Here is a 17,363-nt window from a genome sequence, read left to right as displayed (position 1 = left end):
GAAAAGTACTACAAAAGAGCCTAATTTACCGAATAAAATCAGGTAAAAATATTTTTGAGGTTTTTAATAAGCTACGGCGTAAAAAGCAAAAGCACGTAAAGTTGATAGTAAATCGAAAGTAAAACAGAGGTTTTTTCTTGTAATATTATGAAAATGCGCTAGTTAATAACTGTTGATTAATTTTAATAGCTTCTAAAGCTACCTATTTTATATATTTTATTCTCCTATACTGGTGTATTTAGTAAGTACTCCCACCGATTGGTGCAGTTTATAAGTAAAAAGATAAAAATATTAAGATAGAAGCTAGTAGGTTTTTATGTAGTTAAACAATTGAATAACAATAAAATACTACAATAATCTCCATAATATGTGTAATAAATAAATTTTGTCCAGTTCCTTAACAGAAAAAATAAAAATAAATTTATTGTTTATTAAAAATTTTTATTACTTTAATCCTATTATAATGTACAGCAAATAAGAATTGGCTGGTACTAATGACTTTCTTCTCTCCCCAACTACACCATCAGGATACACTAAAACCAGTGTTCTTGATTTTTGTAGCTATTTAACAAGAAATACTATGCTAATTATAAGAAAATTATACTGTTAATTAAAATTCTACCCTTCTTTCTTAACCTCAATTCTTAACTAATTTCTAATTATTACAGAATTAATTATTATTATCATGGAACAGGCTTACCTCTATTTCTTACGCAGAACACCGCAATGGTTTAAGATTTCTCCTGCACTTTTATTAACAGGGCTACTATTTTTTCAAGCTACTTTTTCTTATGCTCAATGGACCCGCAAAGCCGATGCTCTTCGCAAGCGCTCCGAGTGCCCCAGTGTATTGTACAAGAATAAAATTTACATTTTTGGGGGGTTTGGGGAGTATCCCAATTTTGAGCCAGCCAGCGAAGTATACGATCCTGCCGCAAATAAATGGACCTTACGAGCTTCCTTTCCTTCTGGTAAAGCAGTAAGTCACCAGGGAATAGTGTTAGTTGACGATAAAATCTGGCATATTGGTGGGCGGGCAAGAGATACTAACGGACCAGTAACCAGCCAGGTAATTATTTACGATATTACGAATAACCGGTGGCTAAATGGTCCGCAACTCAAAGATCCGGCTACGGGAAGTGCTTTGCCTCTCGGTGGTGGTGGAGCCGCCTTAATTGGCCGAACGATTCATGTTTTTGGAGGATTTGCCCCTACTATTTGCGTAGATCAAAGTAAATACCACTTAACCTTAGATGTAGATAAGTGGTTAGCTAACCCAAGTTCTACTAAATGGGAAAACAAAAGTGCCCCTATGCCTATTCCGCGTAACCACTTTAGTACCGTTGTGTTGGGAGGTAAAATATATGCTATCGGCGGCCAATACCGGCACGATTGCGATGCCACCGAACAAGTTTACGTTCACTCATACAATCCGGTAACCAATGCCTGGACCCGGCTTACTAATTTACCCGCTCCGCGTTCGCATGCAGAAATGGGTACTTTTCCGGTAGATGGTAAAATATACATGGTGGGTGGGCAAGGACCAGGAAATGCAGGACAAAATACGGTATTTGTGTTAAACCCAGATGCTAACAATGGCCTTGGTTCCTGGACAAATGCTACTCAGTTTAAATTGCCGAGTAACTATTTTGGCATGTCCGGGAAGGTGGTTGGTACTAAACTAATAATCTCGCATGGAGCATTAAATGGTAGTGTTTCTAACGAGCGCAGAGAAACATATTCGGCCTCTTTTACCCGTAACACTTCCTATAAGTTTGGGTTTGTGGCCAAGTGCTTGAGCAAAGCGGTAAATTCTAATACCAAAACCACCATCAAGAATTTGCTTTATACCATTGAAGGTCAAAAAACCTATAGCTTATCTTCTAATGCCAGTTGGCTAAAAATATCAAAAAATGCTACCGGTTTAGCGGTTCCTACCGGAGTAGATATGGAAGCTATTATAGATGCTACCAATTTAGCAAAGGGCAGTTACTCGGCTACTATTACAGTTAGAGGAACCGGAACGGGTACTACTTTTACCAGCGCCAGTTTTTGCGTAACCGTAACCGTAGGTGGTGGCAGCACCACTGGTCAGCGTATAATTAGCTACACTTTAGTAAATGCCGATACAGATAAAGACATTCAAACCATTTCCAACGGCGCAATTGTAAACCTGGCTAACTTTTCTACTAAAAACTTAAACATACGGGCCAATACTAATCCTAGTACGGTGGGTAGTGTAAAACTGGTTTTAAGCGGTGCTCAATCCCAAAATAGAATAGAAAATGGTGCCCCGTATGCCTTGTTCGGAGAAAACAATGGCAATTACACGGCTTGGGTACCCCGGTTAGGAAGTTATAGTTTACAGGCTACGCCGTATTCTGGGGCCAGCGGTAGCGGAACGGCGGGTACTTCCTTAACTATTACGTTTAAAGTTACTAATTCCAGCGGAAGCCAGCCGCTAAGTGCCACACAAGCGCAGGCTAGCCGAAAAGTAACCGGTACTGGCAATTTAGTAGCACCGGAAAAACAGCAATTAGAGTTACAGGTGTATCCTAATCCTACTGCCGGAAGTGTTCTTCAGGTGCAAGTGCGCGGATATACCAGTCAGGAAACGGTTAACATTACTCTGCACGATGTTCTAGGCAGAATTGTTCAATCCAAAACGTTAAACGCTGACGTTAATGGGGCTGGCAAAATTGAAATTCAGGTCGTAGGCTTTAAACGCGGCTATTATATTATAAGTGCCCAAGGCGTTTCTGGTCGAAAGCAGATGAAAGTACTGGTTGAATAAAAGGGATTGGAGCATACAAAATAGTAAAAAGCGACTTCCTTCGTTCAAACCCGGCAGGTTTTCAAAACCTGCCGGGTTTATACCGTTATTGTTTAAACTTCATTTAATAGGAAACCTCTAAATACGATTGGGTATAAGTTTTAAGAACTACAGACGAGTAAGCTAGGCGGAAACTTATTTTTCTACCGAAAAAAAGTAAATTAAGTATCTGCCGCCATAATACTTGTGTTTCTAATCAGCGTCTCTTAGTTTTTGCAAGGTTTGGTAGGTTTGCTCTAAAGCTTTTTTTTGCCGTTCTACCATTTGGTGAATCGGTTGCGGTAAATTGGTTTGTTGTAAGGCGTTGTTATAGGCTTTTTGGGCCCACTCTTCGCCGAAAAGGTTAGAATCTAGTATGCTGTTATCGTCGCGGTTAGTAAGTGCCGCTTTGGCATCTATCCATTGTCTAAAAATTTTGCCTTTGGTGGTTGTACTGGTTTCGGCCGTACCTCCGTGGTTTTTAATTATTTCATTTAACTCCTGCGCAAACTCCGCCCGCTGTCCCGCTAAAGTTTGGTAAAGCTGCCGGAGTTGCGGATTAGTCGTTTCTTTGGCGGCATGCTCGTACCCTTTGTGGCCATCGTTTATAAACTGCGTTAATTCTTGGAGTATATCCACTACTTTTTGATCGGCGGTTTCCATGGTAGTAAGAATAGGTTTAATTTTGAAAACGAGAACCGAAATAAAGAGTTGAGTTTTGTAGGTTGGCTTTTTTATTTTCAGAATAATTTCTATTTGGGATGAAATAGCAGAATAGCAACAAAACCGCCCTCTAGGGTAAGGTAAGCACTAATTCCAGTAGTTCCGATTGCCCATCGTCATTATCCGTAACGGCCAAAGCCCGGTACTGATTATTTTCTATTTTCTGCAAAATACGAACAGATTCTACTTTACCCAGGTAAAACTGACCGGTTGTATCTGTCAGGCGAGCGGTGTAAAGGGTTGGGTCGGATGCTTGATTCATCGGAATATATCCGGCAAAACTGCCCAAAACTTCGCCATCTAGGTAAGCATCATTCGTGTTTTCTACGGAAGCAGTAATAAATAATTTGTCATCGAAAAAGCTGGCACCCGAAAACCCTGCTTTGTACCCATTTATTTGGGGTAATTGCAGCGGAACTACCGTATAATTGGGTAAGTTGCCGGTAGGCTGCAGCAAGTACGTTATAAAGGCTGGTAACGAAAAAGTAAGCAAAACATCTGGCCCGTTATTTATGGACCGTTGCAGTAAATACAAGTGCTCCGAAGAAGTGGCAGCAGCTTCCAGGTTTAAACTGCCACCTGTGGTAATGGTAGTATCTGCTTGCAAAACCTGGTAGAGGTTCCGTAATGAAATTTCCTGAACCACTGGTGGAGTTTCTGAGGCATCGGCGAGTGGAACCAGATAAGCCATATCACGCTTAGAAGTAGAACCAGAACCAAAAGCAAGTAAATAGGTGGTATTATTAAAAGTAAAACTGGTTAAGCATTCTAAATCGGGTTTAAGCGATTTGGGAATACGGCCGGTAATAAAGTCTTCGGTTTTCAGTAAAGAATAAGTGGTAGTTAAGTCCCAGGTATTAACTTGTAATTGGTAGAGCAGCGGACTATCATCGCCAATTATAAATAATTTATCCCCAATTACTTCTAAGCCCGATGCTGAAGGTAAATTAAGTAATAATTGCTGGCGGATAAGGGTGCTTTGCATAGCAGACAGATGGTGATGCGGATTAGTTTTTTCTACTGCAGGAGATTTCGTTTTGGGTTGGCAAGCAGAAGCAAGCAGCATAATTATTAACCAAATACTTACGAAATTTTTTAAATAAAGAACCTGCATAAATCAAAAATTAACCTATTACTATTTTACTCCTATGCGAAGTAATTCCTTAAAAGTACTGGGTGCTTGCAGTAAGATACTCTTATGCAAATTACTTTGTTGTAGAGTTTAAGGGAAGTGGATATATAAAGCGCAAAAGGTGAGATATTTAAGTGCGAAATTTTACCCGAAAGCAGCCATTAATGGCATAAACTTGTGACGAGATGCGGCAGGCAATTCATTTTAAAAAGTAATTAGTTCATGGTTAGAAATAACACTATGAGCGGAAAGAATTTTTTCTTAGTTTATTTGGACTAATTCTAAACAGTGATTACATTTGTATCATTCCGGTACAAGCAGAAGAGACCGGTTGAGGTAAGTGTATGGGTACGAAATGTAATTTGATTGAAATATTCCGGACAGCGCAAGGTGCCGTTTACCAATGTAACCGCCGTAACTGTTATTGGGTGGAGTTTGCTGGTGGAATATCGCCGTTTTCTTGTCAGGATTTTAAATTACTCAAAAAGCATATCGAAGCCATTAACGTAAACGAAATGGTTCAAAACCCAGATCGTACTGCCGATGTAGTAATTTTAATGCCGCACCGTTCAGAACGTTGTTTTGTTTTAACCCTTACCGATGTTTTGCAATTCCGGGACTTACTGCAAGGGGCTAAAGTTATGATTGAGCTTAACAGCTTAGTTTATGAGAGCCTGCACGCTATGGCGGTTTAAACGGGACCTTACTATCAAATACCTCTATTACCAGTACTTTACATAGTTTCTTTTATTTAGATTAAATCTGTATTTGGTCAAAACCAGAGGGTTTTAAAACATTTTTCAAAAAAATAAGTTAAATTTAAGTCAGGACTTTAGGTAGTACCTGACTTTTTTTATGAAAATAGAATAATCATGAAAGACTTACTCAGACTTAGAACTTCGCTTACCGAAGAAATAGAAACGCTCTTAAACGAGCAAATAAAAGTAGAAGCACACTCTTCAGCCGTATACCTGGCTATGTCGTCGTGGTGTAACCGCAACGGATTTGATTATAGTGCCGGTTATTTCCAGAAACAATCTGGCGAAGAACGGGAGCACATGCTTAAGTTATTTAATTTCGTGAATGATATGGGCGGTCATGCAATTTCGCCGGAAATAGTAAATATTCCGCAGGAATTTGAATCTTTCCGGACGGTATTTGAGCAGGCTTTGCAGCAAGAAATTTACGTAACGCAGCAATTTAACCGGATGGCCGATGCTTGTTTCAAGAGCAAAGATTTTATGACTTTTCAGTTTATTCAATGGTTCTTGAAAGAGCAAATTGAAGAAGAATACGTTGCCCGTCGTGCCCTCGAATTATTTGATGTAATTGGCGAAGAAGGTACCGGTCGTTACGAAATTGATAAAGCCATACCTAAAGTTAAATACGAAGATTAATTAAGGTATTGCTTTAATAATGCTTTTAAGCCTGTTTCCAGCAAAGGAGACAGGCTTTTTATTTGCCGGTTTTATTTTTTTGATTTTCTGTTGATTAGCTTTTCCTTACCAAGCACTACTTGCTTATATTAAACCATGGCAAACGGCAAATTGAATAAGACCAGTCGTGTTTTTGGTATGGGTTTTTCCGATAATGTTTTGTCGGTGGGTGTTTACCGTATGAAAACTAATAAACAATTTATCGGCGATGTATTTACTATTATATCCTTCGGCAATCAATTTAACAATTTCCCGTTCCCGTTTGCTGAGTAAGGCCTGCGGTCTGAAGTAGTCCTCTTCGGAGGAGCAGAAAAAGGACGTATCATCTTCGGTGCAAACCACCGAAGCAACTACATCGTCGGTTTTTTTCCAATGAGTAATATCCGAGCCAGTACCGAGTAAATGCGTAATATTTCCTTTGCGGTCGAGTTGCAATATGCTATTTTGTTCTAAAATTCGGACAATTGTGCCATCGGGCTTAACCACGCGATAATCGCCACTAAATCTGTATTTTTGCCGTTGTGTAACCGGTAAGGCTAGTAAAAAGTCCCAGATAAGTTTAACTAGTTTTAGCGTTTTGGGCAGGTCGCCGGGATGCATAATTTGCGAAATAAACGGAGCTCCTTTATTTAAGAAATAGTGCGCTTCGTAGCCTAGTACTTGTTTTACATTACTACTGATAAACGTATAATGCATGGTGCGGACATCTAAAATCCAGGTTAAACAGGCGCCCATGTTCAAAAACTTTTGCAGAATAGAATTGCTCTGAATAAAGTCGTCGTAATTTATTCGTACATCATCGTACGATTGGTTTTGCCATATTTGCAGTAACTCGTCAAAATTATTCGGGTGCCGGGGAGCGGCAATGGTGGTATCTGCCAGAAAATCGCCAGTTGAAGTTTTCATCAAAGAAGACTGATAATTTGTAAATGCCTCACTCCAGTATGGCCGGGCGAAGTAGTTAAAAAGAACACCAGATGTGGAAACCCAGATTAAAACTTTAACCTGGGAAAGGGAAGCAAACCATTAAACAAGCAACAATACAGTTAAGAACAGTATATTACTTCAGAAGAATCTTAAAATTTAATAGTTAACCGTGATTAAAATCACCGAAGAGAAAAGTAGGGTAATAGTACAAGTTGCTCGTTGTAGTAAAACAGCAGAATAAAAATATTTATAAAGCTTTAAGTTACTTAGGGTTAATATACTAAATTAAATACAGATAAGTGTTTAATAAGTAAATATTTATTCCGGGAAGGATGCTACTTTAGTAGTAAGCACCCGTTTAAGGTTTAAATACTATTATGTTGCAGTAAAACTTAGTTTTGAAAAGTTTTAAGTAATTATTGTTCAATATTTCCTTCCGGTGCGTTACTTGGGTGAGATACAGGAAAAGTTGGTGTATGGGAGGGGGTTTTAGGAGATGTTAAAAGGTATTGCCGAAATAACTGGGGTACCTGGTATTCCATTACATCGTGGAGCCAAACATTTTGCGGCTGAATGCTCACGATAGGGGCAAATTTGCAACGATCAGTACATTCGGTTTTAATAATTTCTATAGAATCTTTCAGGCCGGCACTTTTAGCCTGCTCCCGAAAAAGCTTGCCTACATCTTTTCCACCGTGCTTTTTGCATTTACTTCCGGCGCATACGTAAATAACTTGTTGCGGTATATCAAAAGGTTTACTCATAATAAAAAAAGATAAACTTGTAAACTGTAACGTAAACTAGCAGTTTTAATACAATTGTTTTTTAATTTTTGTTTTCGCTTTAGGTAATTGATTTTAAAATCAAGATAAAGTGAACAACAATTTACTAAATGGAATTAACGCAAAATTCGCCTGAATAGCCTTACATGATACAAACGAGTAAACACCGGGATTTTTATCCTGAATTTATTTTTCAAACGTCGCGCAGCGGCGGCCCGGGCGGCCAGAACGTAAACAAAGTGGCCTCTAAGGTAGAACTGCGTTTTCACGTAGCAAATTCCGAACTACTTACTCCTGAAGAAAAAACAATGTTGCTGGAGAAACTAGCTAATCGTATTACCGGTGACGGATATTTACAGATAATCTGTCAAACCGAACGTAGTCAGTTAACGAACAAAGAAATGTGCGTGAAAAAGTTTTACGAATTATTGCAAAAAGCTTTTACCCGCCTTAAACCCCGTAAAGCTACTAAACCCAGCCGGGCAGCCAAACAACAACGTTTAGAAAGTAAAAAACACCACGCCGAGAAAAAAGCCACTCGCCTTAAACTAAAGCCCGGTGATATTTAAAATTTACTTTTTTCTGCTTTAGTAATTCTTTGATCTAATTGAGTAAATGAATGGGGTATATTTTTATCTGAAAAATAGCTTTTAGCTAAAATCTTTAATTGCCTCGCTTAAATCATACACCGGTTGATTCTTGATTTTTCGGGCGATAATGGATGCGCCGGCCGCCGAACGGTAACCACCCGCACAATGCACCATGATAGGTTTGTCAGTTGGAATTTCACTGATACGTTCGCGTAGTTCCGGTAAAGGAATAGGAATTGCCGTCGGGAAAAATTTTCCTTCTTTTACTTCGTTGTGGTTCCGAATATCAATTATAGTAAAAGCATCCGGATCTGATTTGAAAACATCCGTATCTGTTATTTCCGATTTTTCGGTTTGGTTCTCCGGATTTACTAAAGCGCCTTTAATATTGCGTTCGTAGCCAATCTTAGCCGTTTTAGCAATAATAGTTTCTAAAGTTAAAACAGAATCAACAATCAAATAAAACTTTTCCTCCGGCCCAACTACCGAACCTAGCCAGGTTTCAAATTTTGCTCCATCCTGCAAGTTTATAGCCCCTGGAAAATGGCCTTGCTTAAATAATTTATCTGGCCGGGCATCAATTATTAAGGTATTTTTATCTAGTTGGTATTGAGGAGGCAAGTGGGGCACTTGATTTACAGCTTGCTTATAAGTAGGAGCGCCATGTTTATTTAACTCAACAGCATGGCCAAAGTATTTAGGCACAAAGAGCTGATCTGCGAGTAAATAATTTACAAAGTCTGCTTCACTAGTAGTCTGCAAGGCCGGGTTGCTTTTTTTCTCTGCTCCAATAGAACTGCGCTTAGCGTCGCTCATGCCTTTGCCGCACAACGAACCTGCTCCATGGGCAGGATACACCACTACAGCGTCGGGTAAAGGCATAATTTTTTCACGGACAGAATAATACATTTGCCGGGCCAGTTCTTCGCGTTTCGCCGTAATGCTGCCCACGTTTTCCCGTAAATCAGGACGCCCCACATCGCCGATAAATAAGGTGTCGCCGGAAAATAGCGCTACAGGTTGGCCTGCTTCATCTTTTACCAGCACCGAAATGCTATCCGGCGAATGCCCCGGAGTATTAAGGGCATGCAAGGTAATTTCTCCTACCTGAATACTATCGCCCTCGTCAAAAGCCTGGTGTTCGTAAGTGGCACCGGTAAGTTTACTGGCATAAATAGTTGCTTCTTTGGTATGCCCAATTTCCTGGTGACTGCTCACAAAATCGGCGTGCGGATGCGTCTCTATTACGGCTATAATACAAGCATCGTGCAAATTTGCATATTCGTAATAAGGCTGCGGATTACGGGCCGGATCAATTACTGCCATCTGGCCTTCGCTACTTATTATATAAGAGAAATGGGCCAGACCTTTATCTTCGAACTGCTCTATTTTCATAAATAACCGCTTTACATTACAGCGGCAAGATACGACTTATGAAAATAATTTGCCGAATAAGCTTTTCTGTTCTTCTATTTTAAAGCCGGCTTGCTTTACTTTTTCAACCACTTCCTCCGTAGAAACTCCTTCGCCCTGTACTGTTAGTATTTTCTCGGGGTTAGTTGTATCTACTTTCCAAGTGGTATTATCTGGTAAAGAATCTAAAAATGGCTTGGCGGTAGCTACGCAATTACTGCAATTGATATTGGTTTTAAATTTTAAAGTTTTCATAAGGTGTTCTATTTTGTATTTTCTATCACAAAGATAAGTTGTCCCCTAGCCCTAACTGTTACATTGTTTTAACGAAAATGTATAAAATTAAGGTGTCCTATTTATAGGAAGTAGTAAGGCAAAGTGATATTACTATTACTGATAAAAGTTATTAGTGAAAGTTGCTAAACTTTAAAATTTGTGAATTGTCTCTGGTTGTAGCCAGAGGAAGTAGAATTATAGTTTTACTATTTGAACCGTCAGATTTCCTTCGGCATTTACTACGGCTTTTATCGAAGTTGGCGTCAGGTAAATATTATCCGGGGTAAAGGAGCGGATGTTACCTTTAAGCAAAATAGCATCGTTTACGCGGGCCGATTGGTCGAGAGAGTTTTGTAGCAAGGTACGGGCTTGCTCGAGTTGCGTTTTAACCGGAAAATTAATTTGATCCTGAATGTTCCGGATAAATCTGCCTTTGGCCAGCCAACTAGCTGTTTTTAATAGTTGATCTTTCGTTTGCAAATCGTAATCCACATCGCGGATGCGGATACTGGCAGTAGCAGCATCGTAGTAAGGGATACCTTTTAGAAATACTTTACCAACAATTTTTTTAGTAAATAGGCCGGTTTTTGCTTTACCGTTCACGTCTAGCATTACTACTAACTTATCGCCGCTACCGCTTATCTCGGCGTTGTTGATTGTAATTTGTTGTTTGCCGTTCTCGAAAGTAAACGTTTTACCAGCAACTTGTTCTTGTATTAATTTGGTAGCGTGCGGGTAAGGTACTTCGCCAATCAAGCCTATTTGTACATTATCGGCCAGGCGGTTGTCTGTAATAAGCTTGGGTAAATTAGGATTTACTTTTACTTGCGGTTTGCCATTCGTTACCGTTTCGATAAACGAGTTAAAACCAATGCGCATATTCATTTCACCATTCGCAGCCTGCAGCGGGGAGATTCGGATGTCTTGCGGGGTAACGGTAAGCCAGGCATTATACGTTTTATCTAACTGAATGGGCTCTTGTAATTTTAACCAGGCTTGCTGTACGTACTGCCGGATGTTGAGCCGGTTCTGAATTTCCTGATCCAACATTCCCGATAAGCGCGCCATCTGGTTCTGCATGGCGGGTTCTATAAAACGGGCTAAACCAATTTTTAATGGACCTATCGTTAGAGTAGGTTTGGTGGCACCCCAATCAAAATCGCCGGTAGTAACGGTTTTAACTTTATAATCTTCAGTAAAAGAAAGCAAACTTTCGGTTTTTACTACCACATCAAATTCCGTGCTTTCGGTTTTATCAATTACCGGACATATTTTGCAGGCTTCCCATTTCCAGCGTCCTTTTGCGAAAATATGCAAGGGCAATGTAAAGTAAATTTTATTCTGCTCGGCCCGCATACCTAAATTACCCATTTTACTTACAGTTATGGCCATATTATCGCCTTCCAGGTTATCGTCTTTATACAAAATACCACTTAGTTCTTGATTCAGCTTGGTTTCGAGGGTAGTAGCCTGAAAAGAAATGGGCACCGTAATCGTGGACAGTTTCCGTTCAAAAGCCGGCGCAGCCGTTACCTTCTGATCGGGAGCCGTTGTTTTGATAGTTGCCGTTTGCTGACAACCCGAAATAAGTAAAGCGCTGGTAACGAGTGAAAATAAAAAAGTATAACAATGAATGATAAATCGCATATTATTTATGTTCAAAAAATGCTGCAAAGGTAAAATAGATTATAAAATCCTGGTGCAAAGATAAAATGAAAACACCAGGCTGAACAGGATGGTTTAGTTTTTAACAGGAAGGGAATATTATAAACATAAAAAAACCGGTAGTTTTCAGGCTTACCGGCATTGCAAAGAATAATATTTACTTTTTCTAGAACACAAACCCCGCTCTGATACCAGAATTTGCATAAGCACCCGAGTTCCAGGAGGAATAACCTTTAAACGTTACATCGGTAGCGGGTTCCTGCTGCACTATTTTTACATCTTTATACTTGCTGTAACTCACAGAATAGCCAAACTCCAGGCCAAGGTAAAAGCGGGTTAATACATAATAATCTAAACCTACTAAGCCACGTAACCCAACTGCATTAAAATTTCTGGCATATAAATACCCTTCATCATAATTATTGGAAGCGGCGTAATTATACCACCCTTTTCGTACTTCAATTTTGTCTGAAGTATTAATATCCGTTAAATTCTCGTGGTATCTGCCGGCTGTAAGTGCGAGCTCTGTACCAATATAAGGAGATAATCTAGAAGTGCCTTTAAAATGCTTTTCCAAGCCAGGATTAATAGTGAAAGTGTTTCCGGAACGAGTGGATTTGTAATTATTTGAATAAGCATTGTTATTTGAATTATGCTCATAATTAAAGCTAAGACGAAAGGCCTTATTATTTTGATAAAAATAGCGTCCTCGGATTTGCGATAGTATATTTCCTAGTGAGAATACATTGTTTTGATAGCCATAAGATCCATTATAGTTATTAAAATAATTGGTTGTAAATAACCCGAGAGTCAGTTCTGTGGTAAAATTACCAGCTTGAGGTTTTCGGGTCTGGGTGGAATCTGATTTTCCCTGTGCGTGAGCAAAGGAAGTAAAAGTGGCTACTAGAACTAACAGCATTAATGCTTTTTTCATAAATTTTTTAAGGTTAGGTGAAAAAGTAGGCAAAACGAAGTGTTATTCTTGGTTAATTACAAAAATTAAGCCATTCATCTACTTTACCAATTCCCAATAATTTGTACGGATAGGAGCTTGCCGCAGCGCTGTATCTAACTCTGCTTCCGATTCAAACTGCAGTTGCGCTAAATAAGAAGCCTCTACCTCTACAGTAAATTTATTTAGTTCAAACGGCCAAGGTATTACCTGAACACTGCCGTCTTTTTGTTGCCGCACATCGTAGCGTACGCCATCAGGCCCAGCGCTAATTTCCAGCGCACGTTCGGATTCGGGCAATTCGCGCCGGCACAAAATCAGCGATAAGCGATCGCACCATTGCATTAAATCGTAAGCTTTTTGAGCTTCTTTTTTCGTTACTTTTATTACTTTGCACCAGATGGCTTGGTTTTGTAATTGTTCATCCAGAAAAGCATCGGTGGTTTTGTTCTGACCACGTAACTCTTCGTACAAAAAAGAAAGATGCATAGAAGTTAGCAACGACCGCCATTGTCCCTGAAACCGGGCTTCTTCCATTACTTGCCGGGCTTGTTCCAGCGAAAAAGGCAACATGGTAAAATTAGCCGGCGCTCCGGCAGCAGTTAACCCCACTTTACCCGCCCAAGAGCGTTGTCCATCGTCGTGTTGAGCAATAGCAGCCAAGGTATCTACCCAGCGCCTTGGGCGATCAGCGGTGCGCCAAGCAAAAGCAATTTGAGCAGCTAATAAAGCATGGGCCTGCTGGTAGATTATTTCCCATCCTTCTTTTACCAAATTTACGATCATTTATAGATACTAGATGCGTGCGCTATTTAATCGTATTTTAGGCTTTAAGGTTATTACTTTTTCCTATAAATCTTAATAGATTCCTAAATTATGTTCCAACAATCTATCCATAATCCGGTAAGAGTATGGATTACTAAATTAAATTTATAGTAAATAAGTGTCAAAAATACATATATAATTTACTAAAATTACGTTCGATATTTTATCTTTTAGATTCTAAAAGATTGCCAGCTTTTAGAATCCTGATTTATTTTTTACATTTTATTGAAAAGGGTGCAAGTCAGTCTATTAAATCAAAGTATTCCTTCTTTACACAATATTATTAATGAAGAAATAAAACCTAAATAAGGCAATATGTAAGGAGTGTATTTTAAGTGCTCTATTAAGTAAAATACACGCAGTTTAGTTATTGAAAAAGATATAAGTATTTTTGACACTTATTGCAAGTATTAAAAATATTTAACAGAGTTGTTTAAATTATACTATTTTTTGTTTTACTTATTGTTTCTCGTTTAAAATTGCTTTAGGTTTATTCGTCCTATCTCTTTTAGTTAAAGGGAAGTAAACTATTGCTTAGAGTACCAGTTTTTACTTGCTTTCACTTAAAATCAATTATAATATGCAAAAACAATTACTTAGGAAAATGAAGTATTTTATACTACTTCATCTTTTGTTATTTTCAATTACCGAATCCTTTGCCCAGGTATCGGTAAAAGGTAAAATAACCGGTGAAACTGGGGAGGGATTACCCGGCGTAACTATATTGCTTAAAGGAACTTCTACAGGGGCTACTACTGATACCGATGGTAATTTTTCTCTTAATTTACCAAGTGGCACGGGTACTCTGGTGGTTTCCTTTATTGGATACCAAACGCAGGAAGTTCCGGTAAATAACCGTACTACAATTAATTTATCTTTAGCTCCCGATACCAAAGCCTTAGAAGAAGTGGTAGTAGTAGGTTACGGCGAGCAAAAGAAAGTTACCGTTACGGGTGCAGTTACTCAAGTAAAAGGAGAGGAACTGGTAAAATCGCCGGCTGTTAACCTGTCTAACTCCATTGCCGGTCGGATGCCTGGTGTTATTGCCACTAACCGCAGTGGGGAACCCGGCTATGATGGTTCTTCTATCCGGATTCGGGGTTCTAACACCTTAGGAAATAATAGTGCTTTGGTCGTAATTGATGGCGTACCAGATCGGGCTGGTGGATTCGAACGTTTAAATCCGGCCGACATTGAAAGTATATCTGTATTAAAAGATGCGGCAGCGGCTATTTACGGATCGCGGGCAGCTAATGGTGTTATTTTAGTTACCACTAAACGTGGCAAAACCGGAAAACCAGAATTATCTTACTCCTTTAACCAAGGCTGGGCACGACCTACTATTGTGCCTAAAATGGCTACCGCCTCTCAGTATGCCGAAATGGTAAATGAGATAGACTTATATAACTTGCCTGTACAATACTGGAATGCGGCTTCAGAAGCTTTTAAAACTACAGGTACCTTTACTCGCCCTGATAACGGAGCAGTTACCAATGCTACTTTCAAGCCCGATGATATGCAAAAGTTCCGGGATGGTTCTGATCCTTGGGGGCACCCCAATACTGATTGGTTTGATGACGCTTTAAAACCCTGGTCGCCGCAATCTAAGCATAACCTGCAATTATTAGGCGGTTCAGAGAATGTAAAATATCTGGCCTCATTAGGGTATCAGAACCAGGACGCCTTTTACCGGAATTCGGCAACTGGCTATAAGCAATATGATTTGCGCCTGAACCTGGACGCTACGGTTAATAAATATATTACCACTCAATTAGGAGTAGTAGGCCGTCAGGAAAATCGCTTTTTCCCTACCCGGTCAGCTGGTTCTATTTTCCGGATGCTGATGCGCGGTTATCCCTACCGTCCGGCTTACTGGCCAAACGGCTTACCAGGACCAGATATTGAAAATGGCGAACAACCAGTCCTGATTACTACAAATGCTTCGGGTTACGACCGGGATACCCGGTATTACCTGCAAAGTAATGGTAAAATAGACGTTACTCTTCCGTGGGTGAAAGGCTTGAAACTTACTGGTAGTGCCGCATTGGATAAGTATGTTCAGCAAACTAAACGATTTGCTATTCCATGGTACATTTATAGCTGGGATAATACTAGTTATGAAGCCGATGGAGTAACGCCTAAACTGCAGAAAGTGCCACGCGGACCAGCTCAGGGCGAAATGGGGCAGAGCACCGGCGACCAGTTGAATGCTCTCCTTACCGGTATTATATCGTACGAGCGCACATTTGGCAGCCATGCTGTTACCTTGTTAGCTGGTGTAAATAAAGAAACCTCTAACCGTAATTTTTTCAGCGCTAACCGCCGTTATTTCAGTTCTACCGCCATCGATCAGTTGTTTGCAGGTAGTGATAGAGAGAAAGATAATTTCGGTAGTGCCTGGGAACGGGCTCGTTTGAGCTATTTTGGCCGGGCTGGTTACAACTTTAAGGAAAAATATATTGCTGAATTCTTATGGCGCTACGATGGTTCTTACATGTTTCCGGAGAGTTCCCGTTATGGTTTCTTCCCTGGAATTACGGCAGGCTGGAGAATTTCTGAAGAAGAATTCTTTAAAAAGAACATCAGCTTTATCAGCAGCTTAAAACTTCGGGGATCCTGGGGCCAGTTAGGTAACGATAACGTAGAATTTGGCGGGGTGCTAAGGGAGTACGATTATCTGGCAACCTACGCCTATGGTTCTTACCCTATTGGTGGCCAAATTGCTCAAACCTTATTCGAAAATGGCGTACCTAATACCAATTTAACTTGGGAAGTGGCCGATAATAAAGGCTTAGGCTTAGATGGCCAGTTACTAGACGGTAAAATTTTCTTTGAATTAGACGTATTTAAAAACAATCGTTCTAATATCTTATGGCGCCGGAATGCTTCTATTCCAACTACCACCGGTATGACTTTGCCAGCCGAGAACATTGGAAAAGTGAGTAACAAAGGATACGAGTTTAATGTAGGTTACAACGGTACTGCCGGCGATTTTACCTATAATGTAAGTGTGAATGGCGGTTACGCTAAAAACAAAATTGAATTCTGGGACGAAACACCCGGGGCTCCTGAGTGGCAGCGGTCTACCGGCCGGATGATGAATACAGGTTTATTTTACATCTACGACGGTATATTCACTACGCAGGCAGACATTGATAACAACATTTCTCCGGCAACTGGTAAACCTTATGATTACAGCGGGGTAGGTGCTAGCACGCTACGTCCGGGTGATATGAAGTTTAAGGATGTAAACAACGATGGTAAACTAAATGGCGACGACATGGTACGCCGGGATAAAAACAATCAACCTACCTTCCAGGGTGGTTTAAATTTGGGCGCCCGTTACAAAGGCTTTGACTTATCCATTTTGTTCCAGGGAGCAAAAGGTGGTGAAATTTACCTGCAAACGGAATCAGGCACTATTGGTAACTTCCTTTCTTGGAGTTACGAAAACCGCTGGACCGTTGACAATCCTAGCACCGAGCATCCCCGCACCGTAGACCGCAACAACCAGTATTTCTCTAATAATAACACCTACTGGTTAAAGAATACTGATTATGTTCGTCTGAAGAATTTTGAAGTGGGCTACACCTTGCCTAAAGGTATTGGTCAACGATTTGGCATCAGCAATTTGCGGGTTTATGTAAATGGGTTAAATTTAATTACCTGGGACAAAACCGATGTGTTCGATCCAGAATCTTTAAATGGCAACGTGCAGTACTATCCGCAATCCAAAATTCTTAACACGGGGGTAACAGTATCCTTTTAGAAACGGTTAAAAAATTACTTCGTCTCTCACTATTGCTCATTATATAAGGCGAAGTTTTTTT

14 protein-coding genes are annotated in these 17,363 nt (G+C 39.9%); 5 read left to right on the top strand and 9 right to left on the bottom strand.

Annotation, left to right across the window (positions count from 1 at the left end; genetic code table 11):
- Positions 1-685 precede the first annotated feature (685 nt).
- Positions 686-2,794: a T9SS C-terminal target domain-containing protein gene (locus HUW48_RS23195; RefSeq protein WP_182413197.1), complete on the top strand. Its 2,109-nt coding sequence runs from the start codon at positions 686-688 to the stop codon at positions 2,792-2,794.
- Positions 2,795-3,025: 231 nt separating this feature from the next.
- Here the strand turns inward: HUW48_RS23195 and HUW48_RS23190 are convergent, their stop codons facing one another.
- Both HUW48_RS23190 and HUW48_RS23185 read right to left on the bottom strand, forming a co-directional pair.
- Complete coding sequence (locus tag HUW48_RS23190) at positions 3,026-3,475, bottom strand: ferritin-like domain-containing protein (protein ID WP_182413196.1); 450 nt, start codon at positions 3,473-3,475, stop codon at positions 3,026-3,028.
- Positions 3,476-3,605: 130 nt separating this feature from the next.
- A complete protein-coding gene (locus HUW48_RS23185; RefSeq protein WP_182413195.1) occupies positions 3,606-4,601 on the bottom strand; it encodes a DUF6929 family protein in 996 nt (331 codons plus the stop codon).
- A gap of 410 nt (positions 4,602-5,011) precedes the next feature.
- Between HUW48_RS23185 and HUW48_RS23180 the strand changes: the two genes are divergently transcribed.
- Together HUW48_RS23180 and HUW48_RS23175 are read left to right on the top strand one after the other, a co-directional pair.
- Positions 5,012-5,362: a hypothetical protein gene (locus HUW48_RS23180; protein ID WP_182413194.1), complete on the top strand. Its 351-nt coding sequence runs from the start codon at positions 5,012-5,014 to the stop codon at positions 5,360-5,362.
- Positions 5,363-5,539: 177 nt separating this feature from the next.
- Positions 5,540-6,064, top strand: coding sequence for a ferritin (locus tag HUW48_RS23175; RefSeq protein WP_182413193.1), 525 nt, complete (start codon positions 5,540-5,542; stop codon positions 6,062-6,064).
- Positions 6,065-6,187: 123 nt separating this feature from the next.
- Here the strand turns inward: HUW48_RS23175 and HUW48_RS23170 are convergent, their stop codons facing one another.
- A complete protein-coding gene (locus tag HUW48_RS23170) occupies positions 6,188-7,009 on the bottom strand; it encodes a LuxR C-terminal-related transcriptional regulator (RefSeq protein ID WP_182413192.1) in 822 nt (273 codons plus the stop codon).
- Between the two features lie 437 nt (positions 7,010-7,446).
- A complete protein-coding gene (locus HUW48_RS23165) occupies positions 7,447-7,794 on the bottom strand; it encodes a (2Fe-2S) ferredoxin domain-containing protein (RefSeq protein WP_182413191.1) in 348 nt (115 codons plus the stop codon).
- Between the two features lie 164 nt (positions 7,795-7,958).
- On the opposite strand from HUW48_RS23165, the gene arfB reads away from it, so the two are divergent.
- The gene (gene arfB / locus HUW48_RS23160; protein WP_182413190.1) at positions 7,959-8,381 is read left to right on the top strand and encodes an alternative ribosome rescue aminoacyl-tRNA hydrolase ArfB; all 423 of its coding nucleotides are present in this window, start codon (positions 7,959-7,961) and stop codon (positions 8,379-8,381) included.
- 81 nt (positions 8,382-8,462) lie between these two features.
- Here the strand turns inward: arfB and HUW48_RS23155 are convergent, their stop codons facing one another.
- The 5 genes from HUW48_RS23155 to HUW48_RS23135 form a co-directional block, all read right to left on the bottom strand.
- Complete coding sequence (locus HUW48_RS23155; RefSeq protein WP_182413189.1) at positions 8,463-9,797, bottom strand: rhodanese-like domain-containing protein; 1,335 nt, start codon at positions 9,795-9,797, stop codon at positions 8,463-8,465.
- Between the two features lie 36 nt (positions 9,798-9,833).
- Complete coding sequence (locus tag HUW48_RS23150; protein ID WP_182413188.1) at positions 9,834-10,070, bottom strand: heavy-metal-associated domain-containing protein; 237 nt, start codon at positions 10,068-10,070, stop codon at positions 9,834-9,836.
- Between the two features lie 216 nt (positions 10,071-10,286).
- Entirely contained in the window at positions 10,287-11,738 is a 1,452-nt protein-coding gene (locus HUW48_RS23145) for a DUF4403 family protein (RefSeq protein ID WP_182413187.1), read from the bottom strand.
- A gap of 184 nt (positions 11,739-11,922) precedes the next feature.
- Positions 11,923-12,690, bottom strand: coding sequence for a hypothetical protein (locus HUW48_RS23140; RefSeq protein ID WP_182413186.1), 768 nt, complete (start codon positions 12,688-12,690; stop codon positions 11,923-11,925).
- A gap of 78 nt (positions 12,691-12,768) precedes the next feature.
- Positions 12,769-13,494 (bottom strand): DUF3891 family protein, encoded by a 726-nt coding sequence (locus tag HUW48_RS23135; protein ID WP_182413185.1) that lies wholly within the window; start codon positions 13,492-13,494, stop codon positions 12,769-12,771.
- A 643-nt stretch (positions 13,495-14,137) separates the two neighbouring features.
- On the opposite strand from HUW48_RS23135, the gene HUW48_RS23130 reads away from it, so the two are divergent.
- Positions 14,138-17,302, top strand: coding sequence for a SusC/RagA family TonB-linked outer membrane protein (locus HUW48_RS23130; protein WP_246343590.1), 3,165 nt, complete (start codon positions 14,138-14,140; stop codon positions 17,300-17,302).
- Positions 17,303-17,363: the final 61 nt, after the last annotated feature.

It is taken from the genome of Adhaeribacter radiodurans (genome assembly GCF_014075995.1).
Classification (GTDB): Bacteria; Bacteroidota; Bacteroidia; order Cytophagales; family Hymenobacteraceae; genus Adhaeribacter; species Adhaeribacter radiodurans.
The sequence above is the reverse complement of the archived record's forward strand: the minus strand, read 5'-3'. Positions and strand labels throughout refer to the sequence as shown.

What these genes read in the sequence shown, in the direction of transcription:
- HUW48_RS23195 (WP_182413197.1), top strand. Translation starts at nt 686, where the DNA reads ATGGAACAGGCTTACCTCTATTTCTTACGCAGAACACCGCAATGGTTT.
- arfB (WP_182413190.1), top strand. Translation starts at nt 7,959, where the DNA reads ATGATACAAACGAGTAAACACCGGGATTTTTATCCTGAATTTATTTTT.
- HUW48_RS23130 (WP_246343590.1), top strand. Translation starts at nt 14,138, where the DNA reads ATGAAGTATTTTATACTACTTCATCTTTTGTTATTTTCAATTACCGAA.
- HUW48_RS23180 (WP_182413194.1), top strand. Translation starts at nt 5,012, where the DNA reads ATGGGTACGAAATGTAATTTGATTGAAATATTCCGGACAGCGCAAGGT.
- HUW48_RS23140 (WP_182413186.1), bottom strand. Translation starts at nt 12,690, where the DNA reads ATGAAAAAAGCATTAATGCTGTTAGTTCTAGTAGCCACTTTTACTTCC.
- HUW48_RS23190 (WP_182413196.1), bottom strand. Translation starts at nt 3,475, where the DNA reads ATGGAAACCGCCGATCAAAAAGTAGTGGATATACTCCAAGAATTAACG.
- HUW48_RS23175 (WP_182413193.1), top strand. Translation starts at nt 5,540, where the DNA reads ATGAAAGACTTACTCAGACTTAGAACTTCGCTTACCGAAGAAATAGAA.
- HUW48_RS23165 (WP_182413191.1), bottom strand. Translation starts at nt 7,794, where the DNA reads ATGAGTAAACCTTTTGATATACCGCAACAAGTTATTTACGTATGCGCC.
- HUW48_RS23150 (WP_182413188.1), bottom strand. Translation starts at nt 10,070, where the DNA reads ATGAAAACTTTAAAATTTAAAACCAATATCAATTGCAGTAATTGCGTA.
- HUW48_RS23185 (WP_182413195.1), bottom strand. Translation starts at nt 4,601, where the DNA reads ATGCTGCTTGCTTCTGCTTGCCAACCCAAAACGAAATCTCCTGCAGTA.
- HUW48_RS23170 (WP_182413192.1), bottom strand. Translation starts at nt 7,009, where the DNA reads ATGAAAACTTCAACTGGCGATTTTCTGGCAGATACCACCATTGCCGCT.
- HUW48_RS23135 (WP_182413185.1), bottom strand. Translation starts at nt 13,494, where the DNA reads ATGATCGTAAATTTGGTAAAAGAAGGATGGGAAATAATCTACCAGCAG.
- HUW48_RS23145 (WP_182413187.1), bottom strand. Translation starts at nt 11,738, where the DNA reads ATGCGATTTATCATTCATTGTTATACTTTTTTATTTTCACTCGTTACC.
- HUW48_RS23155 (WP_182413189.1), bottom strand. Translation starts at nt 9,797, where the DNA reads ATGAAAATAGAGCAGTTCGAAGATAAAGGTCTGGCCCATTTCTCTTAT.